Here is a 16,506-nt window from a genome sequence, read left to right on the forward strand (position 1 = left end):
CCATCTATCGAGGAGCCCCCATGACCGCACAGGAGCCCACTCTCAAGTCCCAGTACGTCGAAAAGGTCACCGCCGACCTGGCACTGAACACCGCCGAGCAGGAGCGGATCCGCAAGGAGATCGCCTCCCTGCAGGAGAACCTGACCGGTCTGGAGCAGGACCACGAACTCCTCATCGGGATGAGGGCGGCCATCGGCGACACCACGACTGCGGTGCCCGCCCCGCGCACCGGCAGGAAGACCGCGGCGTCGTCGAGGAAGCCGGCGGCGACGAAGGCCGCAACCACCGCCGACGCGAAGAAGGCCACCACCAAGAGCGCCACCGCCAAGAGCGCCACCGCCAGGAAGGCCACCACCACCAAGAAGGCAACGGCCGTGAAGGCTGCGGCGAAGAAGCCCGCGGCGGAGAAGGCGGCTGTGTCCAAGGAGAAGCAGGTCCCGCTGACGGAGCTGATCCACCAGCACCTGAGCGGCCAGACGGAGCCGAAGACGGCCCGCGAGATCGCCCAGGCCCTGACCACCGCGCACCCGGACCGCAACCTCAGCGACAACCTCGTGCGCACCACCACCGAGCGTCTGGTGGCCCGCAGCCTGGCGGAGCGCGCCAAGCAGGGCTCCACCGTCTACTACACGGCGATCCAGCACAACACCCCGGCCGTCGATGCCCCGGCAGCCGTACCGGCCCAGACCGAGAACGAGCCGGTGACGACCACCGCCTGACCGGTCCCTACGTGGCCCGTCCTGCACACCGCCACCACCAGGGCGACAGCATGCGTCAGTGTTGCGCCTGGCCGTTCGTGTCCACCCGGTGGCGACCCCGTATGCCGTGGCGCCGGCCGCCACCGTGAGGTGACGACCGGCGCGGGGTCTGTGGTGTGTCCGGCGTCGCCGCCCTGGGGCGGCTGCGGCCGGTCAAGCCACCGTCTTGCCGTCCTGTCGGCGCACCAGCTCGGTGATCCAGACGGGTGCGAACGGAGACGTGCAGCCCGGGGAGGTCGGGTAGTCCTTGAGCACCTCCAGGCGCTCGCCGATGTCGATCGCCCGGGCGCGGTGCTCGGCGTGGTCGATCCCGATCTGAGCCAGGCAGTGGTTCATCGCCCACTGCAGGCGATCCGGGGCGTCCTTCATCTCCTCCTCGATGACGTCGAGCAGTCCCGCGAGATCGAGGCCCTCGGGCTTCTTCGCCACGCGTTCGGTGGTCAGCGCCCAGCCGGCACTCGCGACGACCGGATCCGGATCGGCGAACCAGGCCACGCGCAGCTCTTCGGAGTGCGGGTTCTTCTTCACCACGTAGTTCACGAGCCAGTCGTGCACCTTGGGTGTGCGCGCCTGGCGCAACATGACGTCCAGCTCGTCGCGCTCGAACGCCTTCGGGCGGCAGATCAGGATCGCCAGCAGTCTTGCCGCGGTGTCATCCGTCGCCCAGAGCCGGCACGCGAGTTCCTGCTGCGTCTTCAGCCGCTTCGCGAGCGCGCGCAGCTTGCCGAGGTTCACACCGTGATCGTCACCGTGTTTCTCGTTCACCTCGCGTGCCCTCGGGTCCTCGAGCGCGGCCAGCTCGGCCATCACCTCGGCCACCGTCGTCTCGGCCACCCCAGCGCCTCCTGTCCATCACGTGCGGGATTCAGCCTACGACGCAAGTCGGGCTCCCGTCGTACGGGCCGGTTCGGTCTGATCCGCATACGCCACGTGGGGGAAGGTAATGGAGCGAGGCTCTCGCAGCCGTACGACGGGGTTCCTCGATGCGGTGCGGGTGGCCGTCATTGCGGCCAACGTCTGTGCCGAATACGTCAGTTCGAGCCTCTATGGCATTGATCGAACCCGTAGCGTGCGTGGCTGACGCCGCCCGGGCCCCGAAGGTGCCGCCCTGTCCGGGGGCCATTCCACGACAGGAGACCCATGCGTAGCGCACTGCTCAAGCACGGGGTGCGAGCGACGGCCGCAGCCGCGCTCGTCCTCGCCACCTCCCTCGGCGGTCCGGCCGTTGCCGACACTGCAGACCACGGCGACGCCCAGGACCAGGCCGGTCTCGGCCTGCGTGCGCCGAGGCCGGTCGACGTGCGGATCACGGCGTCGGGTATCGAGGCGCCGGAGTCCGCACAGGCGGGCCTGGTCTCCTTCCGCGTCAGGACCGACGACCCGAACGGGCACTTCCTGCAGGCCTTCCGGCCGCACCCCGGTGTGACGGTGGACCAGGTACTGGCCGACCTCGCCAAGGCCGTCAGCCACCAGCCCGTTCCCACAGTCGAGGGCATATCCGCGGTGCGCGACGAGGCGGAGCTGTTCGGCGGGGCACAGGTCACCCCGTCGGTCTCGGAGACCTTCACCGCTCCGATCACCGCAGGCGAGCTCGTCCTGCTGGACTTCGGCGCCTTCCTCGCAGATCCGGCCCACCCGGTCACTCGCACGCTTCAGCTCCAGGGTCACAAGAAGTCCGGGGACCCGACGGACTTCGCCGACGGCCTGGTGATCGAACGGGACACCGCGGACGGCCCCCGCTTCGACGTCCACGGGCTGGACCGGGCCGCGGACCGCATCCTGGTGCACAACGCCTCGAGCGAACTGCACGAGATGGCGGTGCAGCCGGTCGCACCCGGCACCACGGACGCCCAGATCCAGGCCGTCTTCGACCGCACCGCGCCGGGTCCGCTGCCCTACACCGGGCGGCCCGTCGGCGTCGGCGTCCTCTCACCGGGCCGCTCCGCGCTGCTGGAGACCCGGAACCTGCCCCCGGGCACGTACGTACTCCTCTGCTTCGTCCCGGACGACAAGACCGGCCTCCCGCATGCGATCAAGGGCATGCACAAAGTCGTGGTCCTGACCTGACGCCCGACGCCCGCCCACCCCGCCGGCCCGCCGCCACCCGGACGGCGGCGCTGGCGAGGAAGGCTGCGCCCACGCCCCCTTGCGAGGGGCCGGCTACCGGTCCTGGGAGAGCCGCACGAGCTCGGCGAAGGAGCCCTCCAGCCGCACCAGTTCCTCGTACGTCCCCTGTTCCGCGATCCTGCCGGCGTCGAGCACGATGATGCGGTCGGCGAGACGGCAGTTTTCCATCCGGTGCGTGACGATCACCGTGATCCGGTCGTCCTTCATGTCCCGGAGCCCGGAGAAGACCATGTGCTCCCCGCGCGGGTCCATCGCCGAGGTGGGCTCGTCCATGACGAGGAGTGCCGGCCGCCGGTGGAAGGCCCTGCCGCACGCGAGGCGCTGCCACTGGCCGCCCGAGGGCTCGTGGCCACCCCACAGGGACCGCGCCAGCAGTGTGTCCAGGCCGTGGGGGAACTCCTGGACGGCCTCCTTCATGCCGACGGCGGCCAGGGCTTCCCAGACCGCGTCTTCACCGCGGGCGTCGGGCTGGCCGAGGGTGATGTTCTCGCGGGTCGAGAAGGGCCAGTTCCCGTACGACTGGGTGACGAGCCCGACGTGGGTCCACGCCGAACGCTGGTCGGCATCCGAGGTCGGCACACCGTCCCAGGACACGCTGCCGGCCGTCGGGGTCGTCAGCCCCGTCAGGAGCCGGATGAACGTGGACTTGCCGGCGCCGTTCTCCCCGATGAGGGCGACGACCTCGCCGCGGTTCAGGGTGAGGTCTACCGGCCCGAGCGCCGGGGTGTCCTTGCCCGGATACGTGTACGAGGCCCCCTCCATCCGGATCTTCTGCGGGGCGTCCAGCACCTGGGCCCCGCGCGGTACGGACTGCTCGGCCGAGTGCGTGATGAAGGCGGCGTAGTCTCCGAGGTAGAGGGCGTGCTGGAACATCGCCGCGCCGTACACGACGAGTTGGGACAGTGCCGCGGTGGACGTCCGCATGGCGACGATGGCGGTGCCGGCCGCGCCAACGGCCATGTAGCCGCCGATCACCAGGGCGCCGAGGGACACCCAGGTCAGGACGATGAACAGACCGGACACGGTGGCCGCGGTCAGGTACACGGCCAGGTAGCGCGGCGCGGAGCCGACCATTTTGGAGTCGATGCGCGCACAGACGGCCGCGTACCAGTGGTGCGCGTACGTCCGCATGCTGTTGCCGCGGAGCTCGTCGGCAAGCTTGGGGGTCGTGAGGTGCCAGCGCATCATGTTGCGGATGTTGCGGGAGGCGACCGTCTCGTTGTGGAGTCGGTAGTCGAGGCGTGCGGCGAAGACCGAGCCGAGGCCCCGGGGGATCACCGACAGCAGCAGGAGCGGCAGGAGCAGCGGGTGCACCAGGGACAGCACCGACGCCACGGCGAGCATGTCGATCAGCCCACCGGTGAAGCCGAGCGCGTCCTGCAGCAGCATGGAGGAGCGGGCCGATCCCGTTTCCGCCGCCTCGGAGCGCTCGGTGAAGTCGGGGGCGTCGTAGGCGGCCAGCTCGACGTCCATGTGCGCGTCGACCATGGCCAGGTCGGCGATCGTGGACATGCCGGGGTTCAGACGCCGGGCGGCGCTCCCGGAGGCGATGGAAGCCAGCGCCCCCACGGCGGTCATGGCCGCTGCGGCGACCAGGGGCCACGTGGCGGCTGCGATGCGCTGCTCGGCGGCACCGCCGGCGAGCAGAGGACCCATCGCCCTCGAGACCGCGGCGAGGGAGGCGGCCGTGCACACCCCGCCGAGCAGCTGGGCGCACACGAGCCAGAGGAACGCGGTGCGGTTGACCGCCCAGGCCAGCTTTGCGGTCTGCGCGAGGGCGGAGGGCACGCGGCGGGCCATCTGGGCGAGCGACAGCCGTTCCATCGTCTCGTTGTGCTGGCCCCGGTTGAACGTGAACTCCGGCGGTGCGGGCAGCGCGGTGTCCTCCGGCTTCCCGGCCTTCTGCTGCGTCATTCTGCGGCTCCTCCAACTCGGCTGTGAGGGAACCCGGTTCACCCGGAGCAAGGCATGGCGGCGCCGCCCGCCGCCCGAGGTCGGGGGAGGCGCCGCTGAGCTGTCCGGCGAACTGGAGGGAGTGAGTACACAGCAGCGCGAAGGCCGGAGCAGCCGGATCTGGCCGACCTGCCGACGCAGTCGGCTCCGCCCTGTTGGCTGATCGTTTCGGGCGCTGGCCGGGTTCCCGGGCTTCCTGGAGGGGAGGTTTGGCTGGAACCGGCGGGTTGGAGCGGGAGGCGGAAGAAAATCGCTTGCCTGCCTCCCCATGCCTGTTCAGCGGCGGCTGCCGAGCCAGTCCTTGTAGTGGGTGGGGGCCAGGCGGGCGTCGGGGCCTGCGATGAGGACGTCGCCGGACACCGCCGCGAACATGCCCGCCTGCGCGTCGGTGACAACGGTGCGCTGCTCCTTGCGGGCGGACAGGGTGAGGCGGCCGAGTTCGTCCAACGTGAAGACGTCGGGGCCCGCGACGTCGAGCGTGCCGTTCAGTGGCTCGGCGGTGGCGACGTCGGCCAGCGCCGCGACCACGTCGGCCGTCGCGATGGGCTGGATGGGCGTGGCGGGCAGCCGGACGGTGTGGTCGTCGGCGGTCCAGGACATGACCGCGTCCATGAACTCGAAGAACTGGGTGACGCGCACGATCGAGTACGGGGTGGGCCCGCTGCGCAGCAGGTCCTCCTGGAGCGTCTTCGCACGGTAGTAGTCCAGCTGCGGCACCCGGTCGACTCCGACGATGGAGAGGACGACCTGATGGCGGACACCCGCGCGCTCGCCCGCCGTCAGCAGGTTCCCCATGGTGGTACGGAAGAACTCCGGGGAGGCTTCGTCGAACGTGGGGGAGTTCGTCACGTTGACGACCGTGTCCGTGCCTTCGAGCGCCTGATCGAGTCCCGCGCCGGTGAGCAGGTCGACCCCGCTCGACAGGGATGCGGCGACCACCTCGTGTCCGGCCTCGCGGAGCCTGGAGACGAGCTGGGAACCGATCAGTCCGGTGCCGCCGATGACCGTGATCTTCATGGCTGTGCCCCTTCCGTGAGCCGAGAGCCGCGGCCCGTGCCGCGAGTAAACTCGGATAAGTCTTGTCCGAGATGATACTCGGATATTCTGGGTCCGAGTCAAACGGGAGGGTGCATGAAGCTGTCCGGTGGCGTGGAGTGGGCGCTGCACTGCTGTGTGGTGCTGACCGCGGCAACCGAGCCGGTGCCGGCGGCCCGGCTGGCGCGGCTGCACGACGTCTCGCCCAGCTACCTGGCCAAGCAGATGCAGGCCCTGTCCCGGGCGGGCCTCGTGACGTCGGTCCAGGGCAAGACGGGCGGGTACGCCTTGACCAGGGCCGCCTCCGATATCACGGTGCTGGACGTGGTGCAGGCCGTCGACGGGGCGGGCCCGGCGTTCGTGTGCACCGAGATCCGCCAGCGGGGCCCGCTGGGGACGCCGCCCCAGGACTGTACGAAGCCGTGCGCCATAGCCCGCGTGATGACCGCAGCCGACGCCGCCTGGCGGGCGTCACTGCAGGGGGTCTCCATCGCCGACCTGGTGGGCTCGGTGGAGCGGGACAGCGGGCCCGAAGCGCTGCCGGGCATCGGGGCCTGGCTGAACCCGGCGAACTCCTCCGACGGCACCTGACACCGCATCGCTACTTGATGGGCAGGCCGACGCTTGCCACGATCTGAACACCGAACCCCTTGAGCGCATCGCGACCCGGTGGCTCAGGCCCGACACCCCGGAGAGCACCCATGAAGATCCACCGGACCAGTGTCTTCGTCGACGACCAGGAAAAGGCCCTGCGCTTCTACACGGAGGTGCTCGGCTTCGTGAAGAAGCACGACGTCCCGCTGGGTGAGGACCGTTGGCTGACCGTGGTCTCGCCGGAGGCTCCCGACGGGACCGAGCTGCTGTTGGAGCCCTCCGGTCATCCCGTGGTGAAGGCGTACAGGGACGGGCTGGCCAAGGAGGGCATCCCGCTCGCAGCCTTCGTCGTGGACGACGTACCCGCGGAGTTCGACCGGCTGCGCGAGCTCGGCGTGCAGTTCACCCAGGAGCCGCTCGAGATGGGCGCGGTCACCACCGCGGTTCTGGACGACACCTGCGGCAACCTGATCCAGATGCTGCACAGCAAGTAAGGCGCCCCGGCGCGATCTGACCTCCGTGTGCCGCCGGTCCCGCGCCGTATCGGCCGATCGGAGGAACAAGGCCCCCGAACGCGTGACCTACCCTGGATCGGCAACGTGAGATCCGGGGGCCGAGCGCAAAAGGAAGAGCGCGTCCATGGGCATCATCATCAGTTCCGTACGTCGTCGGCGGGCGGGATTCGCCGTGACGGGGGCCGTCCTCGGCCTTCTGGCAGCAGCCGGCACGCCGGCGCTCGCCGCTGCGGACGGCTCGGCGGGCCGGTCGTCGGCCGCCTTCGGGTCCGCCCGGGGCGCCACCCCGATCCCGGTGGGGATCTCCCGGCTGGCCCAGGGCCCGGGCCACAACGTCGCCATCACCATCGACGACGGCCCGGACCCCCGCTGGACTCCGCAGGTCCTCGAGGTGCTGCGGCAGAACCACGTCAAGGCCACCTTCTGCATGATCGGAACCCGCGCGCAGAAGTACCCCGCCCTGGTGCGCCAGGTCGCCGCAGACGGTCACCAGCTGTGCGACCACTCCGTCGACCACGACGTGACCATGGACCACAAGCCCGTCGCCTACCAGCGGCAGCAGATCCTGGACGGCAAGGCCATGATCGAGAAGGCCGTGCCGGGTGTCGCCGTGAACTACTACCGTGCGCCGGGCGGCGCCTTCACCCCCGACAGCCGTGCGATAGCCACCGCGAGCGGGATGCGGCCGCTGGGCTGGAGCGTGGATCCCAAGGACTGGAGCCGGCCGGGCCTGCCCGCGATCGTCGCCGCGCTGGAGGGCAAGCTGCCCCAGCAGCCGACCGTCCTGTTCCATGACGGCGGGGGCGACCGCAGCGAGACCGTCGCCGCGCTCAAGGAGTACCTGCCCTGGCTCAGGGCGCAGGGCTACACCTTCACCTTCCCGGTCCGTACCGCCCCTTAAGGCATCCCTCGGGCCCCGGCGCCCGGGAGCCCGTCCACGGCGGCGGGACCGCTACGCCTCCCGTACGTATGCCCCCGCACGCGCGGCGACCGCCGCGGCCGTCGCGCAACGGTCGGCGGCGGCCTCGTCGAGCGGGAGGGCGGTGGTCAGGAGGCGGTAGTAGAGCGGGGCGGACGCCGCGCGGATCACCTCGTGCGGGTCGGTGCCCTCGGGCACCTCACCACGGGCGGCGGCCTGTTCGACACACGGCGCCCATTCCTCGACGCGCGCCGTGTAGAAGCCGTACAGAGCCTCCGCCGCCTTCGGGTCGCAGGTGCCGGCCGCGATCACCGCCTTGAACAGGGCTCCCTGCCGGGGGTCGGCCAGCGTCCGCTGCACCAGCCGGGTGTTGGCCCTCAGGTCCCCGAGCAGTGAGCCCGTCTCCGTGCGCGGCACGGACTGCTGTGCCATGTCCAGCAGCAGGTCGGTCACGAGACCGGTGACTGTGCCCCAGCGGCGGTAGACGGTCGTCTTCCCGACCTCCGCGCGGCGCGCGATGTCGGTCAGGTCCAGATGGGCGAAGCCCTGCTCGGCCAGGACGTCCTCGGCGGCGCGCAGCACCGCGGCCCGCACCCGGGCCGTACGCCCTCCGGGCCGGGTGGTCCCCGGGTCGGACTCGGCTTCCGTGAACTCCATAACGGGACTCCTGTTCCATTAGGTGTCGGGCCTTGTTACGCTGATGACATCTTAACGGAACCACAGCCCCATTAACTGGGTGTGTGAGAGGTGTGTGAGAGGGGATTCGTCATGGAGTACAGGCGACTGGGTACGTCCGGGCTCCAGGTGCCCGCGCTCAGCTTCGGCGCCGGAACCTTCGGCGGACAGGGACCGCTCTTCGGCGCCTGGGGCAATACGGGTGTCGAAGAGGCGCGTCGCCTCGTGGACATCTGCATGGACGCGGGAATCACCATGTTCGACACCGCCGACGTCTACTCCGACGGCGCGTCGGAGGAGGTGCTCGGGGCCGCCCTCAAGGGGCGCCGGGACCAGGTGCTCATCTCCACCAAGGCCGGCCTGCCCACGGGCGACGGCCCCGGCGACGCAGGCACCTCGCGATCCCGCCTGATCGCCTCGGTCGACAACGCCCTGCGCCGCCTCGACACCGACCACATCGACCTCTTCCAGCTGCACGCCTATGACGCCGGCACCCCCGTGGAGGAGGTGCTGTCCACCCTGGACGACCTGGTCCGGGCCGGGAAGATCCGTTACCTCGGCGTCTCCAACTTCTCCGGCTGGCAGGCGATGAAATCCCTGGCCACCGCCGACCGCCGCGGCCGCGAGCGCTACGTCGCCCACCAGGTCCACTACTCCCTCGTCGGCCGCGACTACGAATGGGAGCTGATGCCGCTCGGGCTCGACCAGGGACTGGGCGCGATCGTCTGGAGCCCGCTCGGCTGGGGCCGGCTCACAGGCAAGATCCGCCGTGGCCGGCCGCTGCCCGCCGGCAGCAGGCTGCACGACACCGCCGACTACGGTCCGCCGGTGGAGGACGAGTACCTCTACGGTGTGGTCGACGCCCTGGACGAGATCTCGGAGGAAACGGGGAAGGCGATCCCGCAGATCGCCCTCCGGTGGCTGTTGCAGCGGCCGACCGTCTCCTCCGTCATCGTCGGTGCCCGCAACGAGGAACAGCTGCGCCAGAACCTCGGAGCCGTGGGCTGGACGCTCACCCCCGAGCAGATGGCCAGGCTCGATGCGGCGAGCAGCCGGACGGCCCCGTACCCCTACTTCCCGTACCACCGACAGGAGGGCTTCGCCCGGCTCAACCCGCCGGTGGTCTAAGGGCTGTCCCGTAATCCCCGGTGGATCAGCGCGCGGCGTCAGATGCGGTGCATCGCAAGGCGGAGGAGCGTCCTCATACCGGGCGTATCCGGGCGTTCCGACAACGCAGCGAGGTGCCGTAGCTGTCGTCGCGCGCCCGCCGGGGATTACGGGACAGCCCTTAGGCGCGTGCGCCCGGCGCAACCGGTCCATCATGGAAGAGGCAGGCCGGAGCGTTGTGCGGCCACTCCACGTGCGTGGACGCGCGCGTCAGGCGGGAGGTGATCCCATGGACACGAGCATGGATGAATCGCGCAGGGCTTGGCTCATGATCTTCGGCATCCTCGCCGTCATCCTCGCCAACCTCGCGGCGATCGTCCTGATGAACACCGTCGGGAAGTGAACCGCACCGGTTTCACGAGGTCAGGCGGGCTGCGGGGTAAGGCGCTTGTGCCCCTTGCGGTCGTAGTACGTGGTCATGGCGAAGCCGAAGAGCAGGGCGAGAACGGTACCGACCGCGATCATGATCCAGGAGCGGGTGAGCCCCGCATCGCCGCGGGCGTCGAAGTAGAGGATCGCGCGTACCCCGTCGCTGAGCTGCCGCATGGGCTCGAAGTGGGACAGGAAGCGGTAGAAGCCGGGGACGGCCTGGAGCGGCACGGTGGCGCCCGACGAGGGCAGGCCCAGGACGATGAACACGAACATCGACACCAGTTGGCCGATCCCGCCGAACGCTGCGTTGATCGCCTGGACGCCCAGGCCGACGGCGAGGGCGGCGCAGTACGAGTAGAACCACAGCAGGGGCAGGTGGGACGCGTCCATGCCGAGGATGCCGACACAGGCGACGAGGACCAGCGAGGCACTGACGAGCGTGATGCCCGCGGTCATCACCATCTTCAGCAGCAGCGTCTGGGTGCGGCTGATCGGCACGGTGGGGCGGCGGGTGTGCCACGGGCCGATCTCGGTGTCCGCGTAGCCGAGGGCGGTGTCGACGCCGTTGCTGATCACGTTGCCGCCCATGAACCCGGCCAGCACGAGCAACAGGGTGTAGTAGAACGCGGTCAGGCCGAGGCCGCTGTGAATGCCGATCGGGTGCCCGACCTGGGTGACGACGTTCACCGGGTCGGCGAGCAGCAGCTTCGCGGTGGGGCTCGCCTGCGTGCCGGCCGCTGCCGCGAGCTGTCTTCCGATGGTCTGCGACGCCTGGTGCGCGGCCTTGGTCGTGATCTGACTGGCGAGGGAGGAGCCGAGGCTGCCCTTGCCGGGGTTGGTGAGCACGGTGATCGTCGGCGCCCGGGTGGCTCCCGGCGTGGTGAGGGCGGTGACGTCGTCCGTGAAGCCGACCGGGACGATCAGGGCGCCGTAGACCTTGCCGGAGTCGAGCTGATCCTGGGCCTGGGCACGGGTGAGCTTGCGCCACTCGGCCTTGCCGCCCCCGGTGTCGGCTGCGATGGCGGTCGTGACCTGTGTGCCCAGGTTCTCCTTCTGCCCGGGTGGCGGCTTGCCGATGTCGTCGTTGACGAGGGCGATGGGCAGGTCGCGCAGGTCCCGGTTGGGGTTGACGATGCCGCCCATGTACAGGAGGGACAGCAGCAGGGCGAGCAGCCCGGTGAGGACCGTGGGCACCAGCCACAACTGCGGGCGGCGCAGCAGCGTCGCGGCAGTGGCCTGAGGGGCGGCGGGCTCGGCCATGGTTCTCCGTGGGTTCGGGCGGTGCGAAGGCCGCACAGCGGGTGAGATGGGCCGAACGGGTGATGCCGTGGCGACCGTACGAGAGGCCAGCATGCGGCCCACCCCCGCGCAGGCCGTCGCACGCCTCGCGTTCCTCCCTCCGTTGCAGTACGCGTACGGCAACGCGCCGGGAAGCGCTCGGCGTCGTCGTGGTCGCCCCCGCCGAGGGGGGCCTGCCCTCGGACGGCGGCGGCCGATATTCGGTGCCGTGCCGGTCGGTGGACGTGCAGACTTGCTCCATGGTGGACATATGGGCGTTCCGGGACGCACTGGGCCGCTGGACGGCCGGCGGGCCCGGCGGACCGGCGAGTGAACTGGCCGTGCAGCTGGGGCTGCGGACGGCGGTTCTGCTGGAAGGGCTGAGCGACCTTGCGGCCGTCGAGGCGCTGTCCGAACGGCGTGGCCGGGACCTCGCCGCGGAAGGGGTGTGCGTCGTGTCGATGGGCGGGGCGATGAACGTGGGGCGCTACGCCGGACTTCTCGGGCCGCGCGGTCTTGGCTTGCGCCTGACAGGACTGTGCGACGAGCGCGAACAGCGCTACTACGACCGCGCCCTGCAGCAGAACCAGGCGCCGGGCCCGGACTTCTTCGTGTGCGTGGCGGACCTGGAGGACGAGCTCATCCGCGCACTGGGTACGGCGAGGGCCGAGGAGATCGTCCTGGCCGAGGGCGACCTGCGTGCCTGGCAGACGTTCCTGCGCCAGCCCTCACACCACGGCCGGCCCCGGCAGCAGCAGTTGCGGCGCTTCCTCGGCACGAAGAAGGGCCGCAAGATCCGCTACGGCCGTCTCCTGGTGGAGGCCCTCGACCCGGGACAGGTGCCGGCCCCGCTCGACGACCTCTTCAGGAGCTTGTGACCGAGGCGCGACCCGGTGGGGACGCGAGCCCGCAGTTTCGCCGCGCCGGCCCGCCGGCCCGCCAGACGTACGGCCGATTCGTGGGCCGTACCCCCGGTCGTAGGGCGGAACCCCGTGCCGTACAGCAGTCTTCTCCGGGCGAGATCCTCACACTGGTCAACGCGTAACGGGACAAGGCCGGCTACTCGCCTGCGGCTGCGGCCGCGTACCTGCGTCGATCCGGTCCGGGCGCCACGCGTCCGTCCGACCCCCGGCCCGGCGTTGTCATGCCCTGGCTGTAGGTTGCTTCCCCACCCTCTGTGCAAGGAGCGCCCACACGCATGTCCATACCGCCGCAGCCACCGTCGTCCCCCGAGCCCTACCCCCAGTCGGGGCCGTACGGACAGCCGGGGCAGCCCGGACCGTACGGCGGCCAGCAGGGCTGGTACGCGCCGCCCCCGATGTCGCAGAAGACCAATACGCTGGCCATCGTTGCGTTCGTCATGTCGATCGTCTGCGGGGTCCCGCTGGTCCCGCTGATCCTCGGCATCATCGCCCTCTCCCAGATCCGCGACCGCGGCGAGAAGGGCAAGGGCTTCGCCATCGCGGCCATCGTCATCCACAGCCTGGCCATCGCGTTCTACGCGATCGTGCTGGTCCTCGGATTCTCTGGCGCACTGGGCGACGGCCCTTCGCCGAAGCGTGACACCAGCGGCCAGGTCACCACCCCGGGCTCCGTCCACGTGGAGGACATCCGCAAGGGGGACTGCTTCAACACGGGCGGCAAGCTGGCGGAGTACGACGAGGAGGAGGGCGGTGACGCCGGCTTCACGGTGAAGATCGTGCCGTGCAGCGAGCCTCACGAGGGGGAGGCCTACAGCGTCTTCGACCTTGACGGCGGGGCGTACCCGGGCAAGGACAAGGTCATCTCGATCGCCGAGGAGAAGTGCGCCGGCCCGGCGCTCACCGGCTACGTGGGCGCCGACGCGAAGCTCGCGGAGACGCTCGAGGTGTACTACTACTTCCCGCAGCCGACCACTTGGATCCGCGGCGACCGAGAGGTCACCTGCTTCCTGGGCCACACCAGCGGCTCCAGCACCGGCTCGCTCCGCGCCGCCGGTTCCTGAGCCGCAGTCGCCCGTCGGGGCTGAAGCCGCCGGTCGGCTGCGGCCCCGACCGGCGGACGGTGCTCAGGGCAAGGTGTCAGCGGAGGGCGGGGATCACATCGCGCGTCTCGTCGACCTCGATGCCGGTGGTGCGGCGGGCGGGCGCTTCCGGGGGCGTCTCGTCCGCACAGACGGTGCCCCGTGCAGGCAGCGCCTTGGTGGCGAGGTAGTCCGTGACCAGGGCGCTGACGCACGCGCTCCGGTTGTAGGCGGTGTGTCCTTCGGCGGCGAAGGTCAGCAGCCGTCCGTTGTCCAGCGTCCCGGCGAGGGCCACGGCGTCCTGGTACGGGGTGTCCGGGTCCCCGGTCGTACCGAGGACCAGGATCGGGGCGGAACCGGCCGCCCGGTAGGAGCCCTCGTAGCGGCTCGGGCGCTGGGCCTGCCACTGGGCGCAGGTGGGCGCGTGGTTGTGGTCGTACGTGGGCGGCCCGAGGCCGATGGGGGGTCCCAGCAGCGGAGCGGCGCCGGCTTGGGCGCTGACGAGCGTGCCCAGGAGCAGACGGCTGGCCGGGTAGACGCGGTCGGCGCACTCGACGGCCAAGTTGACGTTGAGGAAGTCGAAGGACCCGGGCGAGGGCGGCGACAGCAGGAACGAGCCCTGGTGTGCCTGGGCCGCCCGCATGGCCTGCCCCAGGTAGGGCCAGATCTCCTTGCCCGCGTTGATGTTGAACATCAGGCGGTAGGCGAGGGTGTAGCCGGTGGCCGGGCGTCCGCTCGCGGTGATGACGGGGTCGGCGTCCAGCGCCCGCTTGAGTTCGGCGAAGGCCTGCCGTGGCCGGCCTTCGCCGAACCCGCAGGCGGTGGCGTTCTGCGCGCACCAGTCCAGGAACCGGCCGACTGCCGCGTCCAGGGCGACGAACTGCCCCGCGTCGTAGGCGTACGGCACGTCTGCGTAGCGATGCGGATCGTAGGCCCCGTCCAGGACCATGGCGCGCACGCGCCGGGGGAACTGCGCGGCGTACACGGTACCGACGTAACTGCCGAAGGAACGCCCGTAGAACGAGAGCGTCTCTTCCCCGAGGGCCTGCCGCAGCAGGTCGATGTCCTTGGCGTTCGACCCGGTACCGACGAACGGCACGAGCTCTCCGTAGCGTTCCTGACAGGCGGTGGCGAAGTCCAGGCCCTGCCGGACGGCGGTTTGCAGGGCTCCCGGCCCGGGCACGCCGCGCGCGGTGTCGACGGCGGCGGAGTACTCCTTGTCGTTCCAGCACTCCACCTGTCCGCTGCGGGCCACGCCGCGCATGTCGTACCCGACGACGTCGAACGCGTCGCGGAGGGAGGCGGGGAGCGCGTCGTAGCTGTTGCGGGCGAAGTCCACGCCGGAGTTGCCGGGTCCTCCGGGGTGCAGCAGCAGGACACCGGTGCGGTGAGCCCGGTCGGCCGCGAGCCGCCGGGTGACCGCGAGCGGGATCGTACGCCCGGTGGGCCGGCGGTGGTCTAGGGGCACCAGGGCGGTCGCGCACTCGAAGCCGTCCCCCGGGTCCTCGCCGTCCGCTCCGTCGCAGGGGCCCCAGGACAGGACGGGGACGGGCGGGGCGGCAAGCGTTGTGGCCGTGGCGGCCCCGGGCGCGCCCCCGAGGAGCGCGGTGACCGCGATCAGGACGAGGGATATCCCCCACACCACTCGTCTGCGGGGGGCATCGGCCAAACGGCTCTGCATGCGGCGATCCTCCGTCATGGGTGTTGCGGGAACGGGGGCGACAACGTAGCCGCTGGCTGACGCCGGTGTCGGCCCACCAGGAGTTGATTCCTCCTTACCACCAGGAGGTGACCCCTACTCCCCCCAGGGGAAGCGTTCCGGCTGCGACCAGGGTCGTACGCAGCCGGAAAGGGCCTGGCCGATGCCCCGACTCGGGCCGGGCCGCGCTCCGTTCCCCACCGTCCGGCGACGTGGCCGGTCAGCGTGGCCGCAGGCCGTCGAAGACCACCTCGAAGATCCGCTCCCGGGCCGCCGGGTCCGCACCGAGCTGTTCCAGCATTGCGCCGGTGCCGACCAGCAGGGCCAGCAGCTCCGGCAGGCGCAGCTCCGGGCGGACCGCCCCGGCCTGCTGGGCCTCGGACAGCAGGCCGGCCAGCCGGGTCTGGATCTCCCTGGTCGGCTCGTGCAGCGATGCGTGCACGTCCACGCCGGCCGCGGCGAGCGCCTGGGCGAACTCGTTCTTGCCCGCCGACTGTTCCACCACCAGGCGGAAGCAGGCGAAGAAGGCCTCGGCCGGATCGGCCTGAGCCGCCAGCTCCGCCGTCGTGGCCGCGATCGCCTCCAGTCTGCGCACCATCACCGCCACCAGCAGGGCCTCCTTGGTGGGGAAGTGCCGGAAGAGCGTGCCGACCCCCACCCCGGCGGCCCGGGCGATCTCCTCGGTCGGCACGCCGACGCCGCGGGAGGTGAACACCTCGGTGGCGACATCGAGCACCCTGGCCCGGTTGCGGGCGGCGTCCGCCCGCAGCGGACGCTCCTGAGCGCCAGTCATCCCTTTTCTGCCTTCCTCTGCACGGCGGCGAAAGAACGCCTGGACAACCGGAGTCGCCAGTCCGTATCGTTGAAAACGGAGCCGCTAGTCCGATTCTAGTGGCTGATTCCGCCGGAGGTTGATCATGCCCAAAACGCTGTCACCGCGAGAGGTCTTCCACAAGCTGCTGGAGCGCATCGGCGAGGGGCGGTTCTCGGAGCTGGCCGAACTCTACGCAGAGGACGCCGTCGTGGAGACCGTCTTCGAGCCGGTCGGGCCGCGCCGGTTCGAGGGCCGGGCCGTGCTCGAAGCGCGGTTCGCGCAAGTCGCCGCGAGTTCGCCCGTGGAGCTGACCCCGGTGAACGTGGTCATCCGGGAGACCGACGATCCGGAGGTGGTCGTTGCCGAGTGGGACTACCGGGTGCACCACAGGGCGACCGGACGGAGCTTCGAAACCGCCAACATCCAGGTGTTGCGGGTGCGCGACGGGCTGATCGTCGGCAGCCGGGACTTCCACGACCACCTGGCCCTCGTGGTGGCCGGTGGCCACCTGCCCCAGCTGGTGACGGCGTTGGAGGGCAAGCAGCCCGAGTAGGGCCGCCGCTCAGCCGTCGGCGGCTGCGTCGGCTGCGACACCGCC

At 70.7% G+C, this 16,506-nt stretch carries 16 protein-coding genes and 1 pseudogene; 10 read left to right on the forward strand and 7 right to left on the reverse strand.

Features of this window, described 5'->3' with window-relative positions; translation table 11 throughout:
- Positions 1–20: 20 nt before the first annotated feature.
- Positions 21–719 carry a hypothetical protein gene (locus tag ACZ5WG_RS32915; protein WP_468728004.1) on the forward strand — a complete coding sequence of 233 codons (699 nt, stop codon included), beginning with the start codon at positions 21–23 and terminating at the stop codon, positions 717–719.
- A gap of 192 nt (positions 720–911) precedes the next feature.
- Here the strand turns inward: ACZ5WG_RS32915 and ACZ5WG_RS32920 are convergent, their stop codons facing one another.
- Positions 912–1,592 (reverse strand): DNA alkylation repair protein, encoded by a 681-nt coding sequence (locus ACZ5WG_RS32920; protein ID WP_468728005.1) that lies wholly within the window; start codon positions 1,590–1,592, stop codon positions 912–914.
- A gap of 306 nt (positions 1,593–1,898) precedes the next feature.
- On the opposite strand from ACZ5WG_RS32920, the gene ACZ5WG_RS32925 reads away from it, so the two are divergent.
- Positions 1,899–2,825 carry a hypothetical protein gene (locus ACZ5WG_RS32925; RefSeq protein WP_468728007.1) on the forward strand — a complete coding sequence of 309 codons (927 nt, stop codon included), beginning with the start codon at positions 1,899–1,901 and terminating at the stop codon, positions 2,823–2,825.
- 93 nt (positions 2,826–2,918) lie between these two features.
- Here the strand turns inward: ACZ5WG_RS32925 and ACZ5WG_RS32930 are convergent, their stop codons facing one another.
- On the reverse strand, positions 2,919–4,799 hold the full coding sequence (locus ACZ5WG_RS32930) for an ATP-binding cassette domain-containing protein (protein ID WP_468728008.1): 1,881 nt from the start codon (positions 4,797–4,799) through the stop codon (positions 2,919–2,921).
- Positions 4,800–5,114: 315 nt separating this feature from the next.
- Entirely contained in the window at positions 5,115–5,855 is a 741-nt protein-coding gene (locus ACZ5WG_RS32935; RefSeq protein ID WP_468728009.1) for an SDR family oxidoreductase, read from the reverse strand.
- Between the two features lie 114 nt (positions 5,856–5,969).
- Here ACZ5WG_RS32935 and ACZ5WG_RS32940 point away from each other — a divergent pair, with 114 nt between their 5' ends.
- From ACZ5WG_RS32940 to ACZ5WG_RS32955, 4 genes and pseudogenes are all read left to right on the forward strand, one after another.
- On the forward strand, positions 5,970–6,464 hold the full coding sequence (locus ACZ5WG_RS32940; RefSeq protein ID WP_468728011.1) for an RrF2 family transcriptional regulator: 495 nt from the start codon (positions 5,970–5,972) through the stop codon (positions 6,462–6,464).
- Positions 6,465–6,501: 37 nt separating this feature from the next.
- Positions 6,502–6,573, forward strand: a pseudogene (locus tag ACZ5WG_RS32945) (transcriptional regulator); the annotation flags it as partial.
- A 1-nt stretch (position 6,574) separates the two neighbouring features.
- Complete coding sequence (locus ACZ5WG_RS32950) at positions 6,575–6,961, forward strand: VOC family protein (RefSeq protein ID WP_468728012.1); 387 nt, start codon at positions 6,575–6,577, stop codon at positions 6,959–6,961.
- 145 nt (positions 6,962–7,106) lie between these two features.
- Entirely contained in the window at positions 7,107–7,883 is a 777-nt protein-coding gene (locus tag ACZ5WG_RS32955) for a polysaccharide deacetylase family protein (protein WP_468728013.1), read from the forward strand.
- A gap of 51 nt (positions 7,884–7,934) precedes the next feature.
- On the opposite strand, the gene ACZ5WG_RS32960 is transcribed toward ACZ5WG_RS32955, so the two are convergent.
- Positions 7,935–8,558: a TetR/AcrR family transcriptional regulator gene (locus tag ACZ5WG_RS32960; RefSeq protein WP_468728014.1), complete on the reverse strand. Its 624-nt coding sequence runs from the start codon at positions 8,556–8,558 to the stop codon at positions 7,935–7,937.
- Between the two features lie 111 nt (positions 8,559–8,669).
- Here ACZ5WG_RS32960 and ACZ5WG_RS32965 point away from each other — a divergent pair, with 111 nt between their 5' ends.
- Positions 8,670–9,704, forward strand: a complete 1,035-nt coding sequence (locus ACZ5WG_RS32965; protein WP_468728015.1) for an aldo/keto reductase — start codon at positions 8,670–8,672, stop codon at positions 9,702–9,704.
- A gap of 402 nt (positions 9,705–10,106) precedes the next feature.
- On the opposite strand, the gene ACZ5WG_RS32970 is transcribed toward ACZ5WG_RS32965, so the two are convergent.
- Complete coding sequence (locus tag ACZ5WG_RS32970) at positions 10,107–11,375, reverse strand: YhgE/Pip domain-containing protein (RefSeq protein ID WP_468728016.1); 1,269 nt, start codon at positions 11,373–11,375, stop codon at positions 10,107–10,109.
- 278 nt (positions 11,376–11,653) lie between these two features.
- Here ACZ5WG_RS32970 and ACZ5WG_RS32975 point away from each other — a divergent pair, with 278 nt between their 5' ends.
- Both ACZ5WG_RS32975 and ACZ5WG_RS32980 read left to right on the forward strand, forming a co-directional pair.
- Complete coding sequence (locus ACZ5WG_RS32975; RefSeq protein WP_468728017.1) at positions 11,654–12,271, forward strand: TOPRIM nucleotidyl transferase/hydrolase domain-containing protein; 618 nt, start codon at positions 11,654–11,656, stop codon at positions 12,269–12,271.
- Positions 12,272–12,591: 320 nt separating this feature from the next.
- The gene (locus ACZ5WG_RS32980) at positions 12,592–13,377 is read left to right on the forward strand and encodes a DUF4190 domain-containing protein (RefSeq protein ID WP_468728018.1); all 786 of its coding nucleotides are present in this window, start codon (positions 12,592–12,594) and stop codon (positions 13,375–13,377) included.
- 76 nt (positions 13,378–13,453) lie between these two features.
- On the opposite strand, the gene ACZ5WG_RS32985 is transcribed toward ACZ5WG_RS32980, so the two are convergent.
- The gene (locus ACZ5WG_RS32985; RefSeq protein ID WP_468728020.1) at positions 13,454–15,076 is read right to left on the reverse strand and encodes an alpha/beta hydrolase; all 1,623 of its coding nucleotides are present in this window, start codon (positions 15,074–15,076) and stop codon (positions 13,454–13,456) included.
- A gap of 238 nt (positions 15,077–15,314) precedes the next feature.
- Complete coding sequence (locus ACZ5WG_RS32990) at positions 15,315–15,887, reverse strand: TetR/AcrR family transcriptional regulator (RefSeq protein WP_468728021.1); 573 nt, start codon at positions 15,885–15,887, stop codon at positions 15,315–15,317.
- Between the two features lie 124 nt (positions 15,888–16,011).
- Here ACZ5WG_RS32990 and ACZ5WG_RS32995 point away from each other — a divergent pair, with 124 nt between their 5' ends.
- Complete coding sequence (locus ACZ5WG_RS32995; protein WP_468728022.1) at positions 16,012–16,461, forward strand: nuclear transport factor 2 family protein; 450 nt, start codon at positions 16,012–16,014, stop codon at positions 16,459–16,461.
- Positions 16,462–16,506 lie beyond the last annotated feature (45 nt).

This window comes from Streptomyces sp. NPDC032745 (genome assembly GCF_055579465.1).

Bases quoted from the DNA above. Each gene is read 5' to 3' on its own strand.
- ACZ5WG_RS32915 (WP_468728004.1), top strand. From the start codon at position 21: ATGACCGCACAGGAGCCCACTCTCAAGTCCCAGTACGTCGAAAAGGTC.
- ACZ5WG_RS32925 (WP_468728007.1), top strand. From the start codon at position 1,899: ATGCGTAGCGCACTGCTCAAGCACGGGGTGCGAGCGACGGCCGCAGCC.
- ACZ5WG_RS32930 (WP_468728008.1), bottom strand. From the start codon at position 4,799: ATGACGCAGCAGAAGGCCGGGAAGCCGGAGGACACCGCGCTGCCCGCA.
- ACZ5WG_RS32935 (WP_468728009.1), bottom strand. From the start codon at position 5,855: ATGAAGATCACGGTCATCGGCGGCACCGGACTGATCGGTTCCCAGCTC.
- ACZ5WG_RS32940 (WP_468728011.1), top strand. From the start codon at position 5,970: ATGAAGCTGTCCGGTGGCGTGGAGTGGGCGCTGCACTGCTGTGTGGTG.
- ACZ5WG_RS32950 (WP_468728012.1), top strand. From the start codon at position 6,575: ATGAAGATCCACCGGACCAGTGTCTTCGTCGACGACCAGGAAAAGGCC.
- ACZ5WG_RS32955 (WP_468728013.1), top strand. From the start codon at position 7,107: ATGGGCATCATCATCAGTTCCGTACGTCGTCGGCGGGCGGGATTCGCC.
- ACZ5WG_RS32960 (WP_468728014.1), bottom strand. From the start codon at position 8,558: ATGGAGTTCACGGAAGCCGAGTCCGACCCGGGGACCACCCGGCCCGGA.
- ACZ5WG_RS32965 (WP_468728015.1), top strand. From the start codon at position 8,670: ATGGAGTACAGGCGACTGGGTACGTCCGGGCTCCAGGTGCCCGCGCTC.
- ACZ5WG_RS32970 (WP_468728016.1), bottom strand. From the start codon at position 11,375: ATGGCCGAGCCCGCCGCCCCTCAGGCCACTGCCGCGACGCTGCTGCGC.
- ACZ5WG_RS32975 (WP_468728017.1), top strand. From the start codon at position 11,654: ATGGTGGACATATGGGCGTTCCGGGACGCACTGGGCCGCTGGACGGCC.
- ACZ5WG_RS32980 (WP_468728018.1), top strand. From the start codon at position 12,592: ATGTCCATACCGCCGCAGCCACCGTCGTCCCCCGAGCCCTACCCCCAG.
- ACZ5WG_RS32985 (WP_468728020.1), bottom strand. From the start codon at position 15,076: ATGCAGAGCCGTTTGGCCGATGCCCCCCGCAGACGAGTGGTGTGGGGG.
- ACZ5WG_RS32990 (WP_468728021.1), bottom strand. From the start codon at position 15,887: ATGACTGGCGCTCAGGAGCGTCCGCTGCGGGCGGACGCCGCCCGCAAC.
- ACZ5WG_RS32995 (WP_468728022.1), top strand. From the start codon at position 16,012: ATGCCCAAAACGCTGTCACCGCGAGAGGTCTTCCACAAGCTGCTGGAG.